General features: G+C 62.1%; 16 protein-coding genes and 1 pseudogene. 10 read left to right on the plus strand and 7 right to left on the minus strand.

Going from position 1 to position 22,042, the window contains the following annotated elements:
- Positions 1–105: 105 nt before the first annotated feature.
- From ACIP90_RS11175 to ACIP90_RS11210, 8 genes are all read left to right on the plus strand, one after another.
- Entirely contained in the window at positions 106–783 is a 678-nt protein-coding gene (locus tag ACIP90_RS11175) for a GntR family transcriptional regulator (RefSeq protein WP_400579388.1), read from the plus strand.
- A 28-nt stretch (positions 784–811) separates the two neighbouring features.
- Entirely contained in the window at positions 812–2,353 is a 1,542-nt protein-coding gene (gene hpaE / locus ACIP90_RS11180; protein WP_400579389.1) for a 5-carboxymethyl-2-hydroxymuconate semialdehyde dehydrogenase, read from the plus strand.
- 34 nt (positions 2,354–2,387) lie between these two features.
- The gene (hpaD, locus tag ACIP90_RS11185) at positions 2,388–3,464 is read left to right on the plus strand and encodes a 3,4-dihydroxyphenylacetate 2,3-dioxygenase (protein ID WP_400579390.1); all 1,077 of its coding nucleotides are present in this window, start codon (positions 2,388–2,390) and stop codon (positions 3,462–3,464) included.
- A 90-nt stretch (positions 3,465–3,554) separates the two neighbouring features.
- Positions 3,555–4,340, plus strand: coding sequence for a 2-oxo-hept-4-ene-1,7-dioate hydratase (gene hpaH, locus ACIP90_RS11190; protein WP_400579391.1), 786 nt, complete (start codon positions 3,555–3,557; stop codon positions 4,338–4,340).
- Positions 4,325–5,134 carry an HpcH/HpaI aldolase/citrate lyase family protein gene (locus ACIP90_RS11195; RefSeq protein WP_400579392.1) on the plus strand — a complete coding sequence of 270 codons (810 nt, stop codon included), beginning with the start codon at positions 4,325–4,327 and terminating at the stop codon, positions 5,132–5,134. The genes hpaH and ACIP90_RS11195 overlap by 16 nt, the downstream gene beginning before the upstream one ends.
- An 80-nt stretch (positions 5,135–5,214) precedes the next feature.
- Positions 5,215–6,720 (plus strand): NAD-dependent succinate-semialdehyde dehydrogenase, encoded by a 1,506-nt coding sequence (locus ACIP90_RS11200; RefSeq protein WP_400579393.1) that lies wholly within the window; start codon positions 5,215–5,217, stop codon positions 6,718–6,720.
- Positions 6,721–8,304: 1,584 nt separating this feature from the next.
- Complete coding sequence (locus tag ACIP90_RS11205; RefSeq protein ID WP_400579394.1) at positions 8,305–9,231, plus strand: LysR family transcriptional regulator; 927 nt, start codon at positions 8,305–8,307, stop codon at positions 9,229–9,231.
- Positions 9,232–9,343: 112 nt separating this feature from the next.
- Positions 9,344–10,441: a tartrate dehydrogenase gene (locus tag ACIP90_RS11210; RefSeq protein ID WP_400579395.1), complete on the plus strand. Its 1,098-nt coding sequence runs from the start codon at positions 9,344–9,346 to the stop codon at positions 10,439–10,441.
- Between the two features lie 490 nt (positions 10,442–10,931).
- Here ACIP90_RS11210 and ACIP90_RS11215 read toward each other — a convergent pair whose 3' ends face one another.
- The 4 genes from ACIP90_RS11215 to ACIP90_RS11230 all read right to left on the minus strand — a co-directional run bounded on the left by ACIP90_RS11215 (position 10,932) and on the right by ACIP90_RS11230 (position 16,465).
- A complete protein-coding gene (locus ACIP90_RS11215; protein WP_400579396.1) occupies positions 10,932–12,095 on the minus strand; it encodes an MFS transporter in 1,164 nt (387 codons plus the stop codon).
- 254 nt (positions 12,096–12,349) lie between these two features.
- Positions 12,350–13,537: an ABC transporter ATP-binding protein gene (locus ACIP90_RS11220; protein WP_400579397.1), complete on the minus strand. Its 1,188-nt coding sequence runs from the start codon at positions 13,535–13,537 to the stop codon at positions 12,350–12,352.
- Between the two features lie 30 nt (positions 13,538–13,567).
- Entirely contained in the window at positions 13,568–15,283 is a 1,716-nt protein-coding gene (locus tag ACIP90_RS11225; RefSeq protein WP_400579398.1) for an ABC transporter permease, read from the minus strand.
- Positions 15,284–15,343: 60 nt separating this feature from the next.
- Positions 15,344–16,465, minus strand: coding sequence for an ABC transporter substrate-binding protein (locus ACIP90_RS11230; protein ID WP_400579399.1), 1,122 nt, complete (start codon positions 16,463–16,465; stop codon positions 15,344–15,346).
- A gap of 1,126 nt (positions 16,466–17,591) precedes the next feature.
- Here ACIP90_RS11230 and ACIP90_RS11235 point away from each other — a divergent pair.
- Positions 17,592–17,750, plus strand: a complete 159-nt coding sequence (locus tag ACIP90_RS11235; protein ID WP_400579400.1) for a hypothetical protein — start codon at positions 17,592–17,594, stop codon at positions 17,748–17,750.
- A gap of 462 nt (positions 17,751–18,212) precedes the next feature.
- Positions 18,213–18,866, plus strand: a complete 654-nt coding sequence (locus tag ACIP90_RS11240) for a GntR family transcriptional regulator (protein ID WP_400579401.1) — start codon at positions 18,213–18,215, stop codon at positions 18,864–18,866.
- A gap of 37 nt (positions 18,867–18,903) precedes the next feature.
- Here ACIP90_RS11240 and ACIP90_RS11245 read toward each other — a convergent pair.
- The 3 genes and pseudogenes from ACIP90_RS11245 to ACIP90_RS11255 form a co-directional block, all read right to left on the minus strand.
- Positions 18,904–19,111: pseudogene (locus tag ACIP90_RS11245) on the minus strand (transposase); the annotation flags it as partial.
- A gap of 744 nt (positions 19,112–19,855) precedes the next feature.
- Positions 19,856–20,635, minus strand: coding sequence for an isocitrate lyase/phosphoenolpyruvate mutase family protein (locus ACIP90_RS11250; RefSeq protein ID WP_400579402.1), 780 nt, complete (start codon positions 20,633–20,635; stop codon positions 19,856–19,858).
- Positions 20,636–21,006: 371 nt separating this feature from the next.
- Complete coding sequence (locus tag ACIP90_RS11255; protein WP_400579403.1) at positions 21,007–21,435, minus strand: universal stress protein; 429 nt, start codon at positions 21,433–21,435, stop codon at positions 21,007–21,009.
- Positions 21,436–22,042 lie beyond the last annotated feature (607 nt).

Below are 22,042 nucleotides of genomic sequence, written 5' to 3' on the forward strand. Positions count from 1 at the left end.
AGGAAGTCTTCATCGCAAAGATGGTGGAGCAGGGCCACAGCGTGGACGGACTCTACCCGCTGAACGCCCAATGGCAGGCCAAATACAAGGAATGGGAAGCAGCCAATGACTGAAACAGCGACTGACCGAGCTGCAGCAACCTCCCTCGGCAGCAAGTCGGAGCAGGCCTACCAAACCGTCAAGGCGCGGATCGTCGGAGGCACCTACACCCCCGGCTACCGGCTGGTCCTGGGCACCATCGCCAGAGAACTCGGCTTCAGCGTGGTCCCGATCCGGGAAGCCATCCGCCGCCTGGAAGCCGAAGGCCTGGTGAAGTTCGAACGCAACGTCGGCGCCACCGTGGCCGGCATCGACCCCACCGAATACCTCTACACCATGCAGACTCTCAGCATTGTCGAAGGCGCGGCTACTGCCTTGTCCGCGCCGCTCATCGATTCAGTGTCCATTTCCCGGGCCCGCGCCATCAACGAAGAAATGCGCGAGTGCCTGGAGCACTTCGACCCCGTCCGTTTCACCCGGCTCAACCAGGACTTCCACAGCGTCCTGTTCGAGCACTGCCCGAACCCGCACATCCTGGACCTCGTCCACCGCGGCTGGAACCGGTTGGCATCCCTGCGGTCCTCCACCTTCCGCTTTGTTCCCGGCCGCGCCCACGAGTCCGTGGACGAACACGAGGCCCTGCTCCGGCTAATCGAAACCGGAGCGGACCCCGATGCCGTCGAAAGAGCAGCACGACTCCACCGCTCCGCCACCCTCGACGCCTACCTCGCCCAATCCAACTAATGCCCGAATTTCAGTTAGGACCCCAACGATGACGACATCAGTAGAAACCACAAAGCACTACATTCCAGAAAATCTGCCCACGCACCTGCAGCACTTCATCGACGGCGAGTTCGTTGACTCGGTGTCCGGCAAAAAGTTCGATGTGCTGGATCCGGTGTCCAACGAGAACTACGCCACAGTCGCCTCAGCCCAGCCGGAGGACGTCGACCGCGCTGTCGCCGCCGCCAAGCGCGCCTTCCACGAAGGCCCGTGGTCCAAGATGCTGCCCCGCGAACGCTCGCGCGTGCTGCACAAGATTGCCGACATCGTCGAATCGCGCGACGACGAACTCGCCCTCCTTGAGAGCTTCGACTCCGGCTTGCCCATCGCCCAAGCCAAGGGCCAGGCCCGCCGCGCCGCTGAAAACTTCCGCTTCTTCGCGGACCTCATCGTCGCGCAGGAGGACAACGCGTTCAAGGTGCCCGGTCGCCAGATCAACTACGTGAACCGCAAGCCGATCGGCGTCGCTGCGCTCATCACGCCGTGGAACGTCCCTTTCATGCAGGAGTCGTGGAAGCTCGCCCCGGCAATCGCAACCGGCAACACCGTTGTCATGAAGCCGGCCAGCTACACCCCGCTCTCCGCCGTGTTGTGGCCCGAGATCTTCCGCGAGGCAGGCCTGCCCGACGGAATCTTCAACCTGATCTTCGGATCCGGCGGCGTCGCGGGCGACTACCTCGTAAAGCACCCCGACGCGCCGATCGTCTCCTTCACCGGTGACAGCTCTACCGGTGCCACCATCTCAACCGCAGCCGCCCCTCAGTTCAAGAGCCTCTCCCTCGAACTCGGCGGCAAGAGCCCTGCCGTCGTCTTCGCCGACGCCGACATCGAGGCCGCCCTCGACGCCACTGTCTTCGGTGTGTTCAGCCTGAACGGCGAGCGTTGCACCGCCGGGTCCCGCGTGCTCGTGCAGCGCGGCATCTACGACGACTTCGTGGCCCGCTTCGCCGAGCGTGCGAAAAACATCGTCGTGGGCCTCCCAAGCGATCCCGCCACCGAAGTCGGCTCGCTCGTGCACCCCAACCACTTCGAAAAGGTCATGAGCTACATCGAGATGGGCAAGACGGAAGGCCGGCTTCTGGCCGGCGGCGGTCGTGCCGAGGGCTTCCCCACCGGCAACTACGTTGCACCCACCGTGTTCGCCGACGTCGCCCCCGACGCCCGGATCTTCCAGGAGGAGATCTTCGGTCCCGTCGTGGCGATCACCCCCTTCGACACCGACGAGGAGGCGCTCGAGCTCGCAAACAACACGAAGTACGGCCTCGCTGCCTACGTCTGGACCTCGAACCTGAAGCGCGCCCACAACTTCGCACACGCCATCGAGGCAGGCATGGTGTGGCTGAACTCGAACAACGTCCGCGACCTGCGCACCCCGTTTGGCGGCGTGAAGGCCTCGGGTCTGGGACGCGAGGGTGGGTACCGCTCAGTCGACTTCTACACCACCCAGCAGTCGGTGCAGATCACGCTCAACGAGGCCCACTCGCCAAAGTTCGGCAGCGTCAAAGACGCAGCAGCAACCAGCGACAGCTAACCCTTCCCCCCACTTTCGAAGAAGAGAGAATCCCATGACCAGCTTCCTTCCCACCCCCACCGTTCCCGCCCCGGACATCGTCCGCTGCGCCTACATGGAGATCGTGGTCACCGACCTCGCAAAGTCCCGTGAGTTCTACGTGGACGTCCTGGGACTGCACGTCACGGAAGAGGACGAAAACGCGATTTACCTGCGCTCCCTGGAGGAGTTCATCCACCACAACCTGGTGCTGCGCAAGGGCCCCATCGCCGCTGTCGCCGCTTTCGCCTACCGGGTGAAGTCCCCCTCCGAGGTGGATGCTGCCGAGGCCTACTATAAGGAACTTGGCTGCCGCGTTGATCGCCGCAAGGACGGCTTCACCAAGGGCGTGGGCGATTCCGTCCGCGTCGAGGACCCGCTGGGCTTCCCGTACGAGTTCTTCTACGAAGTGGAGCACGTGGAGCGCCTCACCCAGCGCTACGACCTCTACTCCGCCGGTGAACTGGTCCGGCTGGACCACTTCAACCAGGTCACCCCGGACGTCCCCCGCGGCCGCGCCTACCTCGAGGACCTGGGCTTCCGCGTCTCCGAGGACATCAAGGATTCCGACGGCGTCACCTACGCCGCGTGGATGCACCGCAAGCAGACGGTCCACGACACCGCCCTGACAGGCGGCAATGGCCCGCGCATGCACCACGTCGCGTTCGCCACGCATGAGAAGCACAACATCATCCAGATCTGCGACAAGATGGGCGCCCTGCGCATCAGCGACCGGATCGAACGCGGCCCCGGGCGGCACGGCGTGTCCAACGCGTTCTACCTCTACATCCTGGACCCGGACGATCACCGCATCGAGATCTACACGCAGGACTACTACACCGGCGATCCGGACAACCCCACTGTCACGTGGGACGTGCACGACAACCAGCGCCGCGACTGGTGGGGTAACCCCGTGGTCCCGTCCTGGTACACCGAGGCCTCCCTGGTCCTGGACCTCGACGGCAATCCCCAGCCCGTCATCGAGCGCACTGACGCCTCCGAGATGGCCGTCACCGTTGGTGCCGACGGCTTCTCCTACACCCGCAAAGAAGGCGCGGAAGCTGAAGGCTTCAAGCTCGGCGCCCAGCTCTAAGCCCAAAATCTGGCAGCCGGTTCCGTCTCGCAACAGCGGGACCGGCTGCCCCCACAACAGAACGACGTGTACGCCGTGAGGAGCGCCTAGATGCTTGAGCCGAAGACGATTGAGGCCATCGCGGACGAATTGCTGGAGGCCGGGCGTTCCCGGACTCCGATACCCCGGCTGACTGCCCGTTATCCGGACATGACGGTGGAGGATTCCTACGCGGTGCAGCAGTTGTGGCGGCGCCGCAACGAGGACGCCGGCCGGACGCTGGTGGGGCGGAAGATCGGTCTCACGTCCAAGGCCATGCAGGCTGCCACCGGTATCACCGAACCGGATTACGGTGCCATCTTCGATGACATGGTGCTGGAAACCGGCTGCTCGGTGGAGTGGGACCAGTACACGCACCCGCGGGTGGAAGTGGAGCTGGCGTTCGTCCTGAAGGACAGCCTCAAAGGACCGGGCTGCACCATCTTCGATGTCCTGAACGCCACCGACTACGTGGTTCCGGCACTCGAAATCCTCGACTCCCGGATTGAGATGGAGGGCCGCACCATCGTGGACACCATTTCCGACAACGCGGCCATGGGCGCCATGGTGGTCGGCGGCCGGCCGGTGAAACCGGACGCCGTGGACCTCCGCTGGGTCTCGGCCATCCTCTACAAGAACCAGACCGTGGAGGAAACCGGAGTGGCCGCAGGCGTCCTGGACCACCCCGCCAACGGCGTGCACTGGCTGGCCAACAAGATCGCCGCCCACGGCGACAGCATGAAGGCCGGCGACATCGTCCTCGCCGGCTCCTTCACCCGGCCCCTCTGGGTCTACAAAGGCGACACCGTCCACGCCGACTACGGACCGCTCGGGAGTGTCACATGCCGCTTCGAATAGAACCGGACACCACGTTCCGGGATGCCCTCGCCACGGCAGACCATCCGCTGGCCGGAATGTGGGTCTGCTCCGGCAGCCCGCTGGTGGCCGAGATCTGCGCCGGGTCCGGCCTGGACTGGCTCCTGGTCGACGCCGAACACAGCCCCAACGGCCTCGAATCCATCCTCGCCCAACTCCAGGCAACCCACGGCTACCCCGTCCACACCCTGGTCCGGCCCCCGGTCAACGACACCGTGGTGATCAAGCAGTACCTGGACCTAGGCGCGCAGAACCTGCTCATCCCCATGGTCAATTCCGTATTGGAGGCGGAGGCGGCGGTCGCCGCCACGCGCTACCCGCCCCAGGGTGTCCGCGGAGTGGGCTCCGCGCTGGCCCGGGCCGCACGCTGGAACCGGGTCCCCGACTACCTCGCCCGCGCCGCGGACACCGTCAGCGTCACCGTCCAGATCGAATCCACATCCGCCGTGGACGCCGTCGAGGACATCCTAAAGGTGGACGGCGTGGACGCCACCTTCATCGGCCCCTCCGACCTCGCCGCCTCCATGGGCCTGCTGGGACAGCAGGAACACCCCGAAGTGCGCGCCGCCGTCGAACACTGCCTCGCCGCCGCCAAGAAGGCGGGCAAACCCGCCGGCGTGAACGCCTTCAACCCCGACACCGCCCGCCACTACCTGGCCAATGGTGCGGACTTCATCCTGGTGGGGGCCGACGTCGCGCTCCTCGCCCGCGGCTCCGAAGCCCTCGCGGCGCAGTACGTCCAACCATCCGACGGCGAAACCCGAGCCAGCTACTAGCCCCGGTGGTTGGGCCTGTCGGAACTTCTGACCCGGCAGGCCCAACCCCCGGACCCCACACACTTTCTCAGGAGTCCAAAATGACCACTTCACCCCTACTCTCCCCTGCCGTCTCGCCAGAGCGTGAAGCCGCGCTGCTCGCGTCCGTGCCCACCGGCCTGCTCATCGATGGGGAGTGGGTGGATGCGTCTGACGGCGGCACGTTCGACGTCCACGACCCCGCCACCGGGAAGGTACTCGCCACCCTCGCCTCCGCCACCAGTCACGACGCAATCGCCGCGCTCGAGGCCGCAGATGCAGCCCAGGCAGCCTGGGCACGCACCGCACCCCGGGTGCGGGCAGAGATCCTACGCCGCGCCTTCGACTTGGTCACCAAACGCGCCGAGGACTTCGCGCTCCTGATGACCCTGGAAATGGGCAAACCGCTGGCCGAAGCCCGCGGCGAAGTCACCTACGGGGCCGAGTTCCTGCGCTGGTTCTCCGAAGAAGCCGTCCGCGACTACGGCCGCTACCTCACCACCCCCGAGGGCAAAAACAAGATCCTCGTCCAGCACAAACCCGTCGGACCCTGCCTGCTCATCACGCCCTGGAACTTCCCCCTCGCCATGGCCACGCGCAAGGTCGCACCCGCCGTCGCCGCAGGCTGCACCATGCTCCTCAAACCCGCGAAGCTCACCCCGCTCACGGCGCAGCTGTTCTCCCAGACCATGCTCGACGCCGGCCTGCCCGCCGGTGTCCTGAACGTCGTGTCATCCTCGTCCGCGTCCGGGATCTCCGGGCCTTTGCTGAAGGACTCCCGGCTGCGGAAGGTCTCCTTCACCGGCTCCACCCCGGTCGGCAAACGCCTCATGGCCGACGCCGCCCAGAACGTCCTGCGCACCTCCATGGAACTCGGCGGCAACGCCCCATTCATCGTCTTCGAGGACGCCGACCTCGATGCCGCCGTCGAAGGGGCCATGGCCGCCAAGATGCGGAACATGGGCGAGGCCTGCACCGCCGCCAACCGTTTCCTCGTCCAGGAATCCGTCGCACAGGAATTCACCCGGAAGTTTGCCACCGCCATGGGAGCCCTGACCACCGGCCGCGGCACCGACCCCAACACCCAGGTCGGACCCCTCATCGACGCCGGAGCCCGCGCCGACGTCCACGCCCTCGTCAGCGCCGCCGTCGACGCCGGAGCCACCGCCCTGACCGGAGGATCACCCGTGGACGGTCCCGGGTACTTCTACCAGCCCACCGTCCTCGGCGGAGTTCCGAACGACGCCGAGATCCTCCGCCAGGAAATCTTCGGCCCCGTCGCCCCCGTCACCACCTTCAGCACCGAGGAAGACGCCATCCGGCTCGCCAATGCCTCAGAGTACGGGCTCGCGTCCTACCTCTACAGCCGCGACTTCAACCGCCTCCTGCGCGTGGCCGAACAGATCGAATTCGGCATGGTCGGCTTCAACGCCGGCGTCATCTCCAACGCCGCCGCCCCCTTCGGCGGAGTCAAACAATCCGGACTCGGCCGCGAAGGCGGCACCGAAGGCATCACCGAATACACCACCACCCAATACCTCGGCATCGCAGACCCCTACGCGCGCTAACCGAACCCCCAGGGGTCATTCAGATACACGTCAGGGAACCTAAAACCCCCAGCCCGATGCAGTTTGAAGCCCGTTAGGCGTCTGAATGGGGCTTCATTCCTGCTATCAGGCGATCGGCGAAACAGTTCTGCGTCAAGGATATTCCGTGGACGTTTGTCGGGATGCCAGTATGCCGTGCGGTCATCGCCTCAAAGTGATGAGTGTTGGGGCTGGGATGTCGTCGTAGTTGCCATCAAGCGACAGCCGCGGCAACGCCTTAGAGCAGACGTAAGTGTGGACACTGTCAACACCCTCTTTGGCACGACAAACAGCTGGGAGCTCTCCTGATGACCCCCGAAGAGCCGCACACGAAAATCCGAAACCAAAGTCTTAAAGGTCATGTAGTACCCATGCCTCCGGACCATGAACTGGTGTTGGACACGCACGCCCAACCCACAGCACCGAAAAGAGGAACCCCCGCAGACCCAGTAAAGAGCAGGCGGAGCGCCCACCGGCCAGGGCACTGAGCCCGCCACCCCACACACCTGAATAGGCCACCGCGGCGGCCAGGCCACAGCCCGCACACCTAGCGTCAGAGGGACGCCACCACAAGCTATGTCAACACGTCAAAGCAAAAACCCCTCTGACGAGGGGATATGCTGTGCCCGAGGTGGGACTCGAACTGCATTCCAGCCCTTGCAAAGGCTGGGAAGCCCCGAAAACTTACGCAATCCGAGCCAGTCCGGCACCAATGCGATCCAGTCCGAAGCCCAAAGCGTGGACATTGTCCACACCCCCTTTCACCAGTCCAGAGCATTTCAGCCCGCACTCCCCCAAGCCTGGGGACGGCAGCTCTGTATGCTGCACCGGGAGCCTTCCGGAACGGAATTCCGGCAGCTGCAGCATCAGGCACCCTCTGCCACAGCGGACAGAAGACTGGTTGTCGGCGCCTGAAAACAGCCAAAAGTGGCGGAAAATCTACCTGGGAGACGCTGGGCACAGCAACGTGGGCCCGTCCCTCAAAATGAGGAAGCCTGTCAGCAAGCGCTGACAGGCTTCCTCGGGAGCGGAAAGATCCCAAAAACAAGAGCCGACGTCCGCACGGGAGATCCAAGGGATCGATTCAAGGTATCGACGGTGCCAACGCTTCCTGGCGCCATCAACTGCGCAGCACCCTGTATCGGCCTAATTCTCTAGATGAGCTGCGCGGAGATCGGCTACGCATTCTTCCTCTCGAGCCCAGGCGGCGTCCACTTCCTGGTGAACCCACTCCAACATCCAAGTCGTGCTCTAGAGCTGCACCCCAGGGCAAGCCCCTCTGGGGAAATATGTCTTCAGTGCCGACCAGATAGCAGGTGGCCGGTGTCAACTGATTAGTTTGGACGCCTCCGTTTTGGAGTAACAGATCGAAGACTTTGTCTCTTTAGCGGCGGGCATTGCCAGCGAAGAATCCCTTTTCTTTTTGAACGTCGCTGCGGGCAGCACAAAGGGGGTTGCGCTTGATAGGCGTAGGCTATCTATGCTTCAGCGCAGCAGGCGTGTTTCGTTCCTGGCTGGCATCTGCCCGCGCGGGAGCCCCAAGATCGAACCGATGAAGGAGCTGGCATGGATACGCGAAAGCTCAAGTATTTTCTGGCGGTCGTTGACCACGAGGGATTTAACAGGGCGGCGGAACATTTGCTCATCGCCCAGCCCTCCCTCTCCCAGACCATCGCCAGCCTGGAAAAGGACCTGGGCGTGCCGCTCTTCCACCGCATCGGCCGCCGGGCCGTCCTAAGCGAAGCCGGCAAGGAACTCGTCGGCCCGGCCCGGCTGGTGATGCGCGACCTTGATGCCGCACAGTCCGCGGTGAAGGCGCTCCGCGGCGTGCGCAGCGGCCAGCTGGATATCATCAGCATGCCCTCGCCCGGCATCGAGCCGCTGACCTCCATGATCGCCGGCTTCACCCGGCTGCACCCCTCGGTCCGCCTAAATGTCGGCGCCGCCTTCACCCCCGAGGAAGTCATCGAATCCGTCCGGACGGGCAGCACCGAGATCGGGCTGGCGGGCTCCCCCACGCCGATCCGGGTGCCGGGTGTCCAGGTGCTGGACCTTGAACGCCAGCCGCTAATCCTCATCGTCAACCCCCAAGCCGATACCTTTGGCGCAGACGAGGCCATTCAACGGGAGGACCTGGGCGGTCACCGGCTGATCGCCAGCCAGCGCGGATCTTTGATGCGCTGGCTAGTCGATGATGCGTTGGCGCACGGCGTCGACACCGAAATCATCGTCGAAGCCGCGCACCGGACTTCCATCTTGCCGCTGGTGCTGGCAGGTGTCGGGCACGCGGTGATGCCCTCGTCCTGGGCACCGTTGGCGCACAAGTCGGGGCTCCGTACCCTGCTTATCGAGCCCGTCTCCCATCTGGACGTGGCGATCCTGAGCCGTAAAGAAGATCTGACACCTGCGGCCCGGGCCTTCTTGAAAGTGGCAGAACTGCACGTCGCACGGGACATGCAGGCCACCGAGCCGCCCGCTCGATCGATAGGCTGAACCTATTTGCCGCATCCGATCTTGGTCTTGGACGCGGTCTGGTGTCCTGACCTCTAGTTGAAGAGGAAAGGCAGCGTGACGCTGCAAACACACTCAACGAGGAGGTCGGCACATGAGCGCCACCCAGAAATTCAGCATTGCTTCAATCCCCGCAGACGGGGTCGGCAAGGAAGTTGTCTCCGCAGGCCGCCGCGTTTTGGATGCCCTGGCGGAGAATTCCGGCGGCAAGTTCGCCTTCGACTGGACCGAGTTCCCGTGGGGCTGCGGCTACTACGAGAAGACCGGCCAGATGATGGACCCCGACGGCCTGGAAACCCTGAAGGACTTCGACGCCATCTACTTCGGCGCCGTCGGCTGGGAAAACGTTCCAGACCACATCAGCCTCTGGGGCTTGCGCCTGAACATCACGCAGAACTTCGACCAGTGGGCAAACATCCGCCCCGTGAAGTTCCTCCCCGGTATCCAGTCCCCGCTGCGCAAGGCCGACAACACCGAGCTTGACTGGGTCGTTGTCCGCGAAAACAGCGAGGGCGAGTACGCAGGCCTGGGCGGACGGAACCTCAGCGGCCGCGGACCGGGCAACGAGGTGGCCCTGCAGACCGCCCTGTTCACCGAAAAAGGCTGCGAGCGCATCATGCGCTTCGCCTTCGACCTGGCCCGGACCCGTACCGTGAAGAAGCTCTCCTCCGTCACCAAGTCCAATGCCCAGCAGTACGGCATGGTCCTGTGGGACGAAACCTTCCAGCGCGTCGCTTTGGACTACCCGGACGTGCAGACCGAAACCGTCCTGGTCGACGCCATGAGCGCCAAGTTCATCCTGCACCCCGAAGACCTTTCGGTCGTCGTCGCCTCGAACCTGAACGCTGACATCCTTTCGGATCTGGGCTCGGCACTGGCCGGCAGCCTTGGGCTGGCAGCCAGCGCAAACCTGAACCCGGAGCGCCGTTTTCCGTCCATGTTCGAACCGGTCCACGGCTCCGCGCCGGACATCGCGGGCAAGGGCATCAGCAACCCGATCGGCGCGATCGCCAGTGCCGCCCTGATGCTCGACCACTTCGGCCTGCACGCCCAAGCCCGCCAGGTGGAGGCCGCAATTGAGCAGACCACCGCGGCCGGGTACCTGACCCGCGACGTCGGCGGCGAAGCCAACACCGAAGACGTCACCGACGCGATCATCAAGACCCTGACCCACAACCTGGCCGCCGCCTAACCAGACCACCTAACCAAACCACCGTCTAGCCAGATCGCAGACAGCCGCGGCCGACCCGGCATCAACAGATGACCCGGAGTAGACGGCGGTGCAGAATGCCGCCGCCGTCCATTCCGTTATGCAGCAATCATCAAGCACCTTCCAGCGACATTTCCACAATGAGCTAGGAACACATCACCAGTGCCGGCACGACCTTGCCGGACGCGACACGATGCTGACGTACTCGGATATCCACACGAACCGACATTGGCACCTACCCCATGCACCTCACCCCGAGGTATTCCCCGATGAGGTGACCCCTCCGCGGCCCACGCCGCTTTCCTTGATACCGACGAACGGCGCCTCGGGTGCCGAAACCCGCCCCTCCTTAGCGCCCGCCATGTCGTACTCCAAAGCCTCAACCATCCTGACACCCGGCCCAGGTTGCGTGCACAGCAACAGCTGGCCAATCCAAACTGGGTCTCGTTCGCCATGGCACAGTCTTGGTCATCTATTTGCGGGGCCGCTTGATGCAGGCGGCGATCAGTACTGCGGAGGACATCCAGACGGATCCGCCGGGTCCTGCTGGTGCTGCGAGTAGACCAGCTGCCAGGGGCAGGGTGACTTGGCCGAGTCTGTTGCCGAGCAGCCGGAGCGCCAGCGCGGCACCCCGGGAGGCTGGTGGAACAGCTTGGCTGACCAGTGTCATGGTCAGGGGCTGTCCCAATCCTAGGAAGAAGCCCGCAATGGCGAGCAAGGCGCCAGCGAGGAGAGGGATCTCAAATATCGATGGGAGGAATGCCAGCGGGATGGCTGCCCCGGCAAGGCTGGAGGTTACGAGCGCTGGTCTGCTCCAATGGGAGAGCAGGACTGGAAGGAGCAGGCGGGATGAGATGGAGGCTCCGGCCCGGATGGCCAAAAGCACTCCAACCATTAGGGGTGGGACTCCGTTTTCCTCGCCAAGCAGTGGGAGGAAGGCGACGAGGATGTCGGTGGTTGCGAGCAGGGCCAAGCTTGCCGCCATGTTGGCTTTTACGGTTGGAGTACTCAGGAGGGAGACCATTGAGGCGGTGGCCACCTTCGGGAATGTCGCTTTTGCTGTGGGTCTTGTCTTTCGCCTTTTGACGGACGCTCCGAAGGCAGCGGGAACGGCGAACATGCAGATTGCACCTGCGAGTATCAGCGCCGTGTTGGCGTCCGTGAGCCGGCTGGCGGCCCGGGCACCTTGCCCTGCCCCCATCAAGACGCCTGCCAGAAGCGGCCCCACGAGTTGACCTAACGCAAAGGCTGCGGTGAACCAGCCGAAGGCGGTGTCCATTTGATTGAGGGGAAGGAACCTGGCGATAGCGGCCTGCCCGGCGATGGTGAAGCACAGTTGGCCAAGGCCCAGGACGGCGCTGGCCACACCAATCAAAAGCAGGGAGGGGGCGCCCGACAGCAGGAAAGGTCCGACTGCAAGCAGAACCGTTCCTGCAACGATCGTGCCTCTCAGGGATGAGCTTCGGTCAGTCACTCTTCCGAGCCACAGCGCGATCACGACGGGAAGCAAGGCATAGGCAGCTGCAATCAAGCCGACGGCTGCGGCGTCTCCGCCGAGGGCCAGCACCTTGTAAGAGACCAGCGGCCGCGCCAGATTCGAGCCGATCTGGCAGAGGCCTGCGGATGCGATCAGCATCCATAACCATCTGCGGGACTCTTGCCTGCTGCTCAACGTACCCCCCCCTCCCCCCTTCCGGATTAGCCTGGCATTCTCAATATCCCAGCAGTGACGAGCGTAAATGGGTTTCGGTAGGGTCTGAACCCATCCCTTGGCTCACAAGAATCGCCGGGCTGGATTTCGGTCCAGCCGACCAATAAAGATGTACTCACCAGATTGAATGGGCGTTGCCCAGGCCACTCGAGCCTGGGCAACGCCTTCTTCCTGTGCCCTTAGCCAGCGACCGCGGCCATCGGCACGTCCTCATCCACCCGCACACCGACAGCATCCACAGACGCCGTGGCGTCATCTGCTGGTACCGGCCAAATGCTTCTTGAGTCGAAGATCGCTGTCACACCATCACCGACCGACAGTCCTTCGAGGTCACCCGGCGTCACCTGCGCGCGCAACCGCAGCCCCGAAACGTTCAAGAAGACGTCACAAATGTTGCCAGCGTAGATGACATCCTCAACTGAGGCAGGCAAGGTAGCCCTGCGGTCAGGAAACCCGTGGGACGTATCCGTTGTGGAGCCGATGCGGATCGCCTCGGGACGCAGCGAGAGATGAACCCGGTCATTGACATGAACGTCCTTCCGCGCTCGTCCGGTGATCAGCGGTGCGCTGACGCCTTCAAGCTCGAACTGCGCCAGTCCGCTCCCTGCATCGGTGCTGATCACTCGCGCGGCCAGCATATTGGCAAAACCAAGGAATTTGGCAGCAAACATTGTTTCCGGTGTCTCGTAGAGCTCCTTGGCCGTGCCTTGCTGGACAATCTCGCCTTGGTTCATAAGGACGATTCGATCAGAGATCACCATTGCTTCGGCCTGGTCATGAGTGACATAGACCGCGGTCGTGCCTACCTCTTTCTGGATCCTTCGCAGTTCGACCCTCATGCTCTCCCGCAGCTTCGCATCCAGGTTGCTCAGCGGCTCATCGAACAGCAGAACGGAGGGTGCGGCGGCAAGGCTGCGTGCGACCGCAACGCGCTGCATCTGGCCGCCACTGAGTTGACTTGGGTAGCGTTCTTCAAGTCCTTCTAGGCCGACGACTTTCAGCACTTCAGCAACGCGAGGACCGATGTCAGCCTTGCTCCAGCCGTGGAGCTTCAGGCCGTAAGCGATGTTCTTGAAGACGGTCATATGCGGCCAGAGGGCGTACGACTGAAAGATGAGGCCGACATTGCGGCGTTCGGGAGGCATCGTGTAGCCCTTTTCCGACAGTACTTTTCCCTTTACGGAGATGGAACCGCCGTGAATGTCCTCAAGCCCCGCGATTGATCGCAGCAGAGTGGTCTTTCCACAGCCGCTTGGACCGAGCAATGAGACGAACTCACCTTCTGCAACATCGATGGACACTCCACGGAGTGCCGTGAAAGTGGATGAATATTCCTTCACCACGTTCTTTATTTGGATATCTGACATGAATAACCCTTCTTAAAACTGCGGCGTCGGTTAGCTGGCGCGGGGAAAGAGATTGACACGGAGTATGAGCGCCGCAAGGGCGACGACCAGCAGGATGAGAGCCGACTCTATGATCGCCAGGATCGCCGCTGTCTGATAGGAGCCTGCTTCCATGGCCCCCCACATGAGCACGGGCAGTACTTGCGAATCGCTGGTGTACACCATGATGGCGACGTTCAATTCACGGGTGCAGTAGATCAGCAGCAGCAGCCAGCCTGACAGGACTGCGGGCTTCAGCAAAGGCACTGTGATTGTCGATATGGTCCGCGGGATACTCGCCCCGCCGACACGGGCGGCGTCTTCCAGGCTGCGATCCACCTGGACCATTCCCGAGGAGATCACCCGGAGCGCATGCGGAAGGAAGCGTGCACAATACGCCACGAGCAAGAGCCAGACTGTGCCGTAGAGGAAGCTGCCGACGTAGGCCCACAGGACACCGACACCGAAGACGATCCCTGGGACCGCTACAGGGAGCATCCCGAGTGTCTCGACCGCTTCCTTCAGCGGAGCGCGTGTCCTGTTCCGTACGTACGCCATGGCGAAGGCGATGATCACCGCTACGGTCGGAGTCGCGGAGCCAACGATGAGCGTGTTACGTAGTGCCGTCTGGAACTGGGAAGATTCAGTAATGCGTTCCCACCATCTAAGGGTGAAGAGCTCCGGCGCGAGATCCGGGGTGTAATACTGCTGGAAAGTCGTTAGTAAGAGTGCGCATCCAGGAAGGGCCACGCCCAGGATGACGTACAACGTTGGGATGAGGAAAAGGGGCCAGCGCCAGCGACCTAGCCGGATCCGAACGGGACGGGCACCCTTTCCGGTCACGGTCACGAAGCGGGCACTGGCCTTTGTGGCCCTCGACTGCAGAATCGTCCCAAGCATCATAATCGCAAGCAGGGCCACGCCGGCGGTGGCCGCGGCGCCCCACTGGGGTGGGGAAGCTGTGGTGCTCTGGTAGATGAAGAAGGGCAACGTCCGGTATCCGGCTGCGGTGCCGATCAATCCAGGTACGCTGAACATTTCGGCGGCCAGCACGAAGACCATAAGTGCCGCCGAAAGCACTCCCGGCATGACAACCGGCAAAGTCACTTTCCGCATCGTGTGAAACAGGGACCCTCCCACGACTCTGGACGCCTCTTCCAGGCTGCCGTCCATGTTGAGCATCGGTCCGACGGTGAAGAGGTAGGCCAACGGAGCGAATGCGAGCACCATGACGAAGACCAGACCGGGGAAAGACATGATGTCCATAAACCCTGCAGATTCTCCGAAGAAGCGTTTGAGGATGCCGTTGATCAGCCCGGACTTCTCTGACCCGAGCAGTACCCAGGCGATGCCGAGCGCGAAGGGCGACACGAAGATGGGCAGGGAGACCAACACTGACAGGGTGCGGCGGAACGGGACGTCGGTGCGTCCGAGGATCCAGGCGAACGTTACGCCTAGCGATACCGCAATTAGGCTGACCAGGAAGCCGAGCCAGAGTGAATTGCCGAGTGCCTGCCAGTAGGTGTTTGTGCTGAAAATTTGCCGGATATTCTCAAGGGTCAGTTCAGAGCCCGGGGCGCCCGGGGACGTACTTTGAAAGGCAGCGTAGACGAGGTGACCCAGCGGAACCAGCACGAGCACCAACATCACCGCGTACACGGGCAAGGCGACGGCAAGCTCCTGCTTGCTTCTTAAACGCTCCACCAGACTTGTCGTTGCGTCAGCCATGGTGGGTCTCCTTCACGGTTCCCGCCGCGCACGGAGTATTTACTTTGTGGGCCAGCACGTTCATCCCTTTGCCGCGCCGAACATGCTGTTAAAGGTAGTGACCAGCTCTTTGTGGCGGCTGTTAACCACGTCTTCGTCGATGACCCGCGGGTCCTCGGGCGCCTGCCACCAATCTGCATCGATCACGGGAGTCTCGAACCCGTCCCGCAGGGAGCTGAATGCCCAGGTGTCCTGGACGGCCTTCTGTCCAGCCTCGGAGAACAGCCAATTGGTAAACAGCTCGGCGCCAGCCTTGTTCGGCGCATCTGCGATGACACCCGTTGCGAAAGTCGAGTATGGGGCGCGCTCACCGGATACGCATTCGAGGGGAGCTCCCTCCCTGTAGGCCCGTGCTCCGTAGACCGTGGACACATTGAATACGAGATCGTACTCGCCGGCGATCACCTGCGGAATGACGACGTTACCGGAGGAGAAGGTGGTCGGGTTGAGAGCCGACAGTTTCTCAAGCCACTGGGGCCCGAGTTCCTTGTCCTGGTAGAGCCAATAGGACAAGCCGCGGCGGTAGGCGGAGCCGTCTGCGCTTACAATGGCGGCCCGTCCCTTCCATGCCGAATCGATCCAGCCGTCGTACGTCCTTAGCGACTCGGCCTCTTCCGGTGTGACGTTGTTGGGGTTATAACAGACCCCGTTGTATTGCCCACCAAAGGAGTACGCCTGGTTCTCGAGGTATACGCCCTTTTCCTTGGTGAACAGTTCAGCATCCTGGGGCACGAAGTCGGCTAGAAATTTCTCTTGGGCGACCGGTTTGAACGTGGATATCCCTGCTACGAGCAGAGCATCGGCGTTGTGAAGTCCGGACCTCTTTTCCGTTAGCAAGCGTTCGGTGACCTCATTGCCAGTTCCGGACACATACTCGACCTTGAGGTCGGGAAAGGTGTCATGGAAGCGATCGATCAGCTGGTCGGTGTCTTTGTTGGCCGCGGTTCCGACGAAAAGATTGATACCTTTTCCGGCGTTGACGGCCTCCTCGTAGAGTCGTTGCTGATCCTCCGAGATCTGGGCCGCGTCACGACTGGCCTCGGAGCCTCCACCGCATGCTGTTAGTGCGAGGCTCAACCCTAAGACGGGTGCCACCAGCCCAAGACTCCAATTCCGGCGTCGCTTTGCTGTCCTAGTGTCCACGTTGTGATCTCCTTCGATCTATTGGCATTCAGCTCACACAGTCGTTCTCATCGACAGGTAGCTCATCGTGTATGCGGCGTTCATCCCTGTTCCGGGCCGTACTCGCTGTCGACGCCTTGTCCCCCGTTGAGCGAGCAAGGAGGCGAGGACGCCCCTTTAGCAGAGAACCCTGCATACGTACCCCAAGTCCCTGCCGGCCCGGCGACGACTTCCATCACGCGGAAGATCGCATGCTGGCGATACTTACGCGTCCGCAGTTCCTCGGGGCGAGATTGAAAATATCCTGCTATATGAGACTTAGTCAAGTTCCACCGGATGACCCGCCGAGCAGACCTGTCCCCGCGAAGAGAAGGACGTGGACTCTCGTCATGAGTGGACGCGGTTCGCCCGGTGGCGCCGACGAGGAGACAGCGAATCTGGAGAAAGCGAGGAGTCTCGTCATAGCAGATCACCGCTACGCGATATGAAGCAGGCAGAGCCTGTCCGTCCGTACGCGCCCCCGCCTTGGTCCTTTTTAGCGCCCGTTGTCGCCCCGGACCGCGGCCGGAGGGTCCAGGTGACTGGAGCCGGTCCGACCCGGTGGCACGGGTGGTCGCTCCCGGATGCTTTCCGCGCCGAATATGAAATCGATGTGAATGCTGAACATGCCAACGAGCTCCGCCAGGTCCTGGGTCGCTACACCGAGCCGCCCGGAAGAAATCAGGAGGCCGGGGGTCGCCAAGCGCCGTAGTTCACTTCCGCCGGCAGCGTGGACGCGAAGGCCATCCGCCAGTAGGCCCTTGATAACCGCCTGCAGGTGAATGAGCGCGGTAGAATTCAGGCCGACATCGTGGAGAAGTACCAGGCACCTAAACCTCCCCTGCGCGGAGATGCACCCTGTTTCCTGGTCGCCTTTAATCAGGCGGCGGCTAATAGGGCGAGCCCTTGCCGTTGCTCGCAAGCGCCATTCTGGTCGTCGTCGGGGCTCGTCGTGCGGATAAAGCTGGAAGAATCTCCTGAGTTCGAACACAGCAAAGCCACCAGGCGCGATCGCGAAGAATCCGCTGGCCACCGTTGTCAGGAACGAGTGGCGGAACATCCTCCGGGTCATCTCACTGCGCATCGTCGAAAGTTGCCCTACTAGGTCATGACCACCTTCCTGCTCTCCTACATCACCAAGAACAACCCGGCGGACTGGGCCGTAGGACTGACCGACATCGTCATTGCAAGCGTTCTGGCCAGTCGTTTCCTCTGGGGGTGCTGCCCCGGGGTCGAATTGTGGTCACAAGTCGATCTGGCAGCGTAGAGTGCGGTCACGGAGGGTGGGATGTCGAGGTCACCCCGGACAGCTGGCACCCCCGCGGCGCCTAGACAACACGCGACTCGGCCCGCAGCCGGCACCGGGTCTCCCGGCTTTGGTGTTGATGCGACACCGCCAGCGCCGGGCACAGGAGTCGCATCGCCGCTGCGCTTAACGGCGTCTCGGCCCGACGCCGGACAGGGCGAAAACGTCGAGCCGATGCGGGAATAAACTAGCAAACAATTGACTATATCCCGCAGTGCGGGATACTATCAAGTCTGACCTCATGGTTGCAGCCAAACAGGCGATTCCAACAGAGCCAGACACGGCATCCTTGGATTTCGACCTGCGTTTCCCGAGGGACTCAGCGACGGCCGGACGCCAGGAGGAAAACATGGAAGACAAAGAATCGCTCACCCGATCCCTGCCTGCTAGCCGGATCCACACCGGAGAGGGAATCGATTGGGTATGAAGGACGCACGAGCGCTCATCGATATGACGCCCCAATCCACCTCAATCAAGATTGCCGAGATGCTGCGGGAGCGAATTATCGATGGCTATTTTGCCCCCGGGCAACAGGTCAACGAGGTTCAGGTTGCGAGTAAGCTGAACCTGTCCCGCGGGCCAGTCAGGGAAGCGCTGCAACGTTTGAGTCAAGAAGGGCTGCTGATCAGCAAGCCCAACCGTGGCGTCTTCGTAGTTGAACTCGATGCTGGTGATATTGACGAGATCTATGGCGCTCGCGAGATTCTGGAACTTGGCGCCGCTGAGCTCATCACGAATCAGTCAGCCGAGGGGAGGCAAATGGCGTCGAGCAACCTTAGGGAAATCGCTTCTCGACTAACCGATGCCACCGCCGTGGGCGACTGGCAGAGTGTACGTAGTCTGGATTTGCAATTCCATACCACCCTCGTCGCCGCGTCCGGAAATTCGCGGCTCCTCCGTGCATACACAACACTTGCCGCTGAAGCGATGATCTGTATGAGAAATCTGGAGCAGGCATACCCCGCACCGAGCTCCTTAAGCGACCACCTACTTATGGCTGAGCTGATTGCTACGGCACCAATGAAAGAAATCCGCTCGGTATTTCACCGGCACCTGTCGGTCCGCCAATCGCGGTGAGGGGGCCTGTCAGAGTAACGGTGGGCCTGGCTTGTGGTTACTTGATTCTGCCCTCGAATGCGAACGCGAACGGGTTCAAAACCGGCTTCCACCTCGTGGCCCATCGCGCCCGGCCCCTGCCCTCTGGGCCAAGGGAGCGGGTCACGAAGTAGAGGCATTTCAGCGCCGCGGCATCGTTTCGGGAAATGACCCCTTGCCCGCACAACGCTCCGGTAGCGGGCGCTGAGGGATTCGATCGCGTTGGTTGGCCGGATGTGTGCCAAAGCGCTGCTCGCAGATCCGGTGCCAGCGTAGTCGGAGTTGGCGACATGGGAGGTGAAATGGCGCAGCGCGACTGGTGGGCGCGCAGCGTCGAGTGACTCAAGTGCCGGATCGAGCGCAGATCCCCGAAATACTGCTCGGCATGGGCCGGGTCTAATGCCAAGGAAACTCGTTCACATGGTCCACGAACTTGCGAACATTCCTTGATGCGCTGGTCAATCGTGTCGAACTTCAGGTTGCGCGGTAGCTGCTGGTTGCGACAGCCATCCAGCATCCAAGGTCTGTTGTTCGGGATGAAGCAGTTGGAAGGAGCCTAGAACCTGACCGGTCCATCGACTGCCATTTCGCTTCCCGAACCTGCGTCAAAACTGAATCACTGCATATCTTCATCAGATGAATCACAGAACCCTCTCCCGCGGACTTCCGCGGTCCGCGCCTGATGACCTCTTGCAGCGCGGCATTCAAGGGTTTTATCCAATACTGAAAAGTTGTCTGCACCATTCGAGGTGTTCCCCAGGCTCCAGATCCTTTCTGGATGCCGGAGTGGAGGCGAAGGCCCTGCTCGGCTGCCCTCTCATCCCCATCCGCAGGACGGGGTCTGGCTGCAAGCGGGCTGTGCAGACAGCCGCGAGGGAGGTCTGTTTTAAGCCAACTGCCGTGAACGACGAAACTTGCTCAGGCCGGTCTGATCCCCAGGCAATCGTGGCCTCACCGGCGGCCCTCCTGACTTAATTCAGGGGCGGAGTATCCACTGGAACCACACCGGTACCGTACAGATCGGTGGCGAGATCGCGAAGCGCACGCAGTGCGACACGCTGCGGGAAGGGGCCGTATGAGATACGGGCTACCCCGAGTTCTTCCAATTCAGCCGCGGGGAGCGCTCCAGGTGCGCCGATGACTGACAGCTTTCCTCTCCCGAGTCCGTCGACAAGAGGCTCGATGACCTTGCGGGTGAGTGCTCTAGGGACGAATACCAAGGCGGCACCGGCGTCGAGATATGCACGACCCCGATAGATCGCGTCATCGATGCTGTTCCTAATGGGGCGGTCACCGCCCCGCACGATCGCGTCTGTCCTTGCATTGAGCTGAAACGTGACGCCCTCGTCGTTGGCAGCCTCGACAATGGCGTGCACGCGGGCGACAGCTTCATCGAAGGGGCGAAGCCGGTCTTCAACGTTGGCGCCTACAACTCCTAGCCCGATCGCCCGGCGGATCGTCTCTGCCGGGTTGTCGTAACCATCATCAAGATCCGCCGTGACCGGAACGTCAACTGCGTCCACGACTGTTTTGATCCCTGCCAACGCTATCTGAAGAGGCATCAGGCCGTCGGCGTAACCGTGCGCGGCGGCGATCGAGTGGCCGGCGGTAGCGATCACTTTCGTCTCCGGCAGTGCCGCGACCGTTGCGGCGCTAATGGCATCCCAGACATTTACAACCCGCAAGATCTCCGGTGCCTCGTACAAAGCTTTCAACTGCTGCGCACGGTCTGACGTGCTTAATCCGGTCATTCTCCATCTCCGTTCTCTATCGCTCATTTTGCAGGGGCTGGGGAGGACGCCGTTAACTTCCGCTGCCTGGGTCTAGAGCATGGCATGCAAGGCGGCCGGTCACATCTGGATGTAGACGCTCTTGGTGCAGAGGTAGGTGCCCCATATGTGCAGCCGTGCCCTTATTAGCCGCCAACATTGATGCCGCAAATGCAAAGGCTTAGGGGGCATGAGGCGGCTCAGTCCAGACCTTGGCCCTTAGTGGCCCTGATGTTTAAGGGCTGCAAAAATAAGCAACCAAGTCTGCATTTGTGGAGGTCTTTCGCACTGCTGGACTGGGTCCGCTACTCTGCTTGTGCCCGTCCAACTCGGGCACGAGTCCGGAAAGGGCGTCAGTCGGCGTCGTAGGTGTTAGCGATATAGACGTCACAGGGGGCGTTATGAGCCACGCTGTTGGCGACGCTTCCTAAGACGCGGCCGATGCCCTTCATCCTGCGGTTTCCCACCACGATGATGCTGGCATCCATCCGCAGTGCTTCTTTGATGAGGCCGTCCGCGGGCCTGCCGCGGACGGCAGAACTTGTTATCTCGATGCCCTGCCCCAACGACTCCGCAACCGTCTGGGCGACGTGCTCAGCAGCATCGGCGTCAGAGACAACCAACTGGTCACTGCCGCTGCCAAAAACTTCGGTGCGGTCGCTGTCGAAGGCCGACACCACGTGGAGTGAGGCGTTTAGGGCTGCCGCTAGATCTCGTGCCGATTCCGCAGCCTTCCTTGCAGTTTCGCTGCCGTCAACCCCTACTACAATGATTCCGCTCATGTGTATGCTCCTTTGTTCGGTTTGTGAGAACGGTCAGGCTCAAGTGAATGTACTGTCTGCGCTGTTTGGCAGTGAACGCGCTTGGAGATATTCCTGGGGCTCTACGCCGACGGGGAAATCCTGAGGTTAACCGCAGCAAAACCGGCGGCGCCGCGTGTCTACCTGCTCGAGCGGCAACCATGGAAAGAACCGTCAAGGCAGAAAGCAAAGAGGTGCATGGGTCAGAGGTCCCTAAAAATTAGTAGAGCTGTACACGCAAGGCTCGACGCCCCTGCCGCGAGCCGAAGTGGCAGTGAGTCCCCGTTGGTTCAGCAGCGCCGGACTTATGCACTTCGAGCAATTTTGAAGATATCCTACATTGTAAGACTTGGTCAATAGGCAAGGACATCCGGCTGGCCGGGTCGGGCGAACGGAAAGATGGAAATTCAGGCCATGTGTGGACGTTCGTTGAGCTTGGCAGTCATTTTGAACATCCTTGAGCTGTTCAGCGCAGCGGCCCGCTTGGTGGATAGGCTCCTCACTGAGGCTCTCGGGAACGCTACACCGCTCGTCAATGCCCGTTTCATCCACGGCACCCATGAACGGTGGCCCATGGCTAATTCACTCG

It is taken from the genome of Arthrobacter sp. NPDC093139, from assembly GCF_044754165.1.
In the GTDB taxonomy this organism is placed as follows: Bacteria; Actinomycetota; Actinomycetes; order Actinomycetales; family Micrococcaceae; genus Arthrobacter.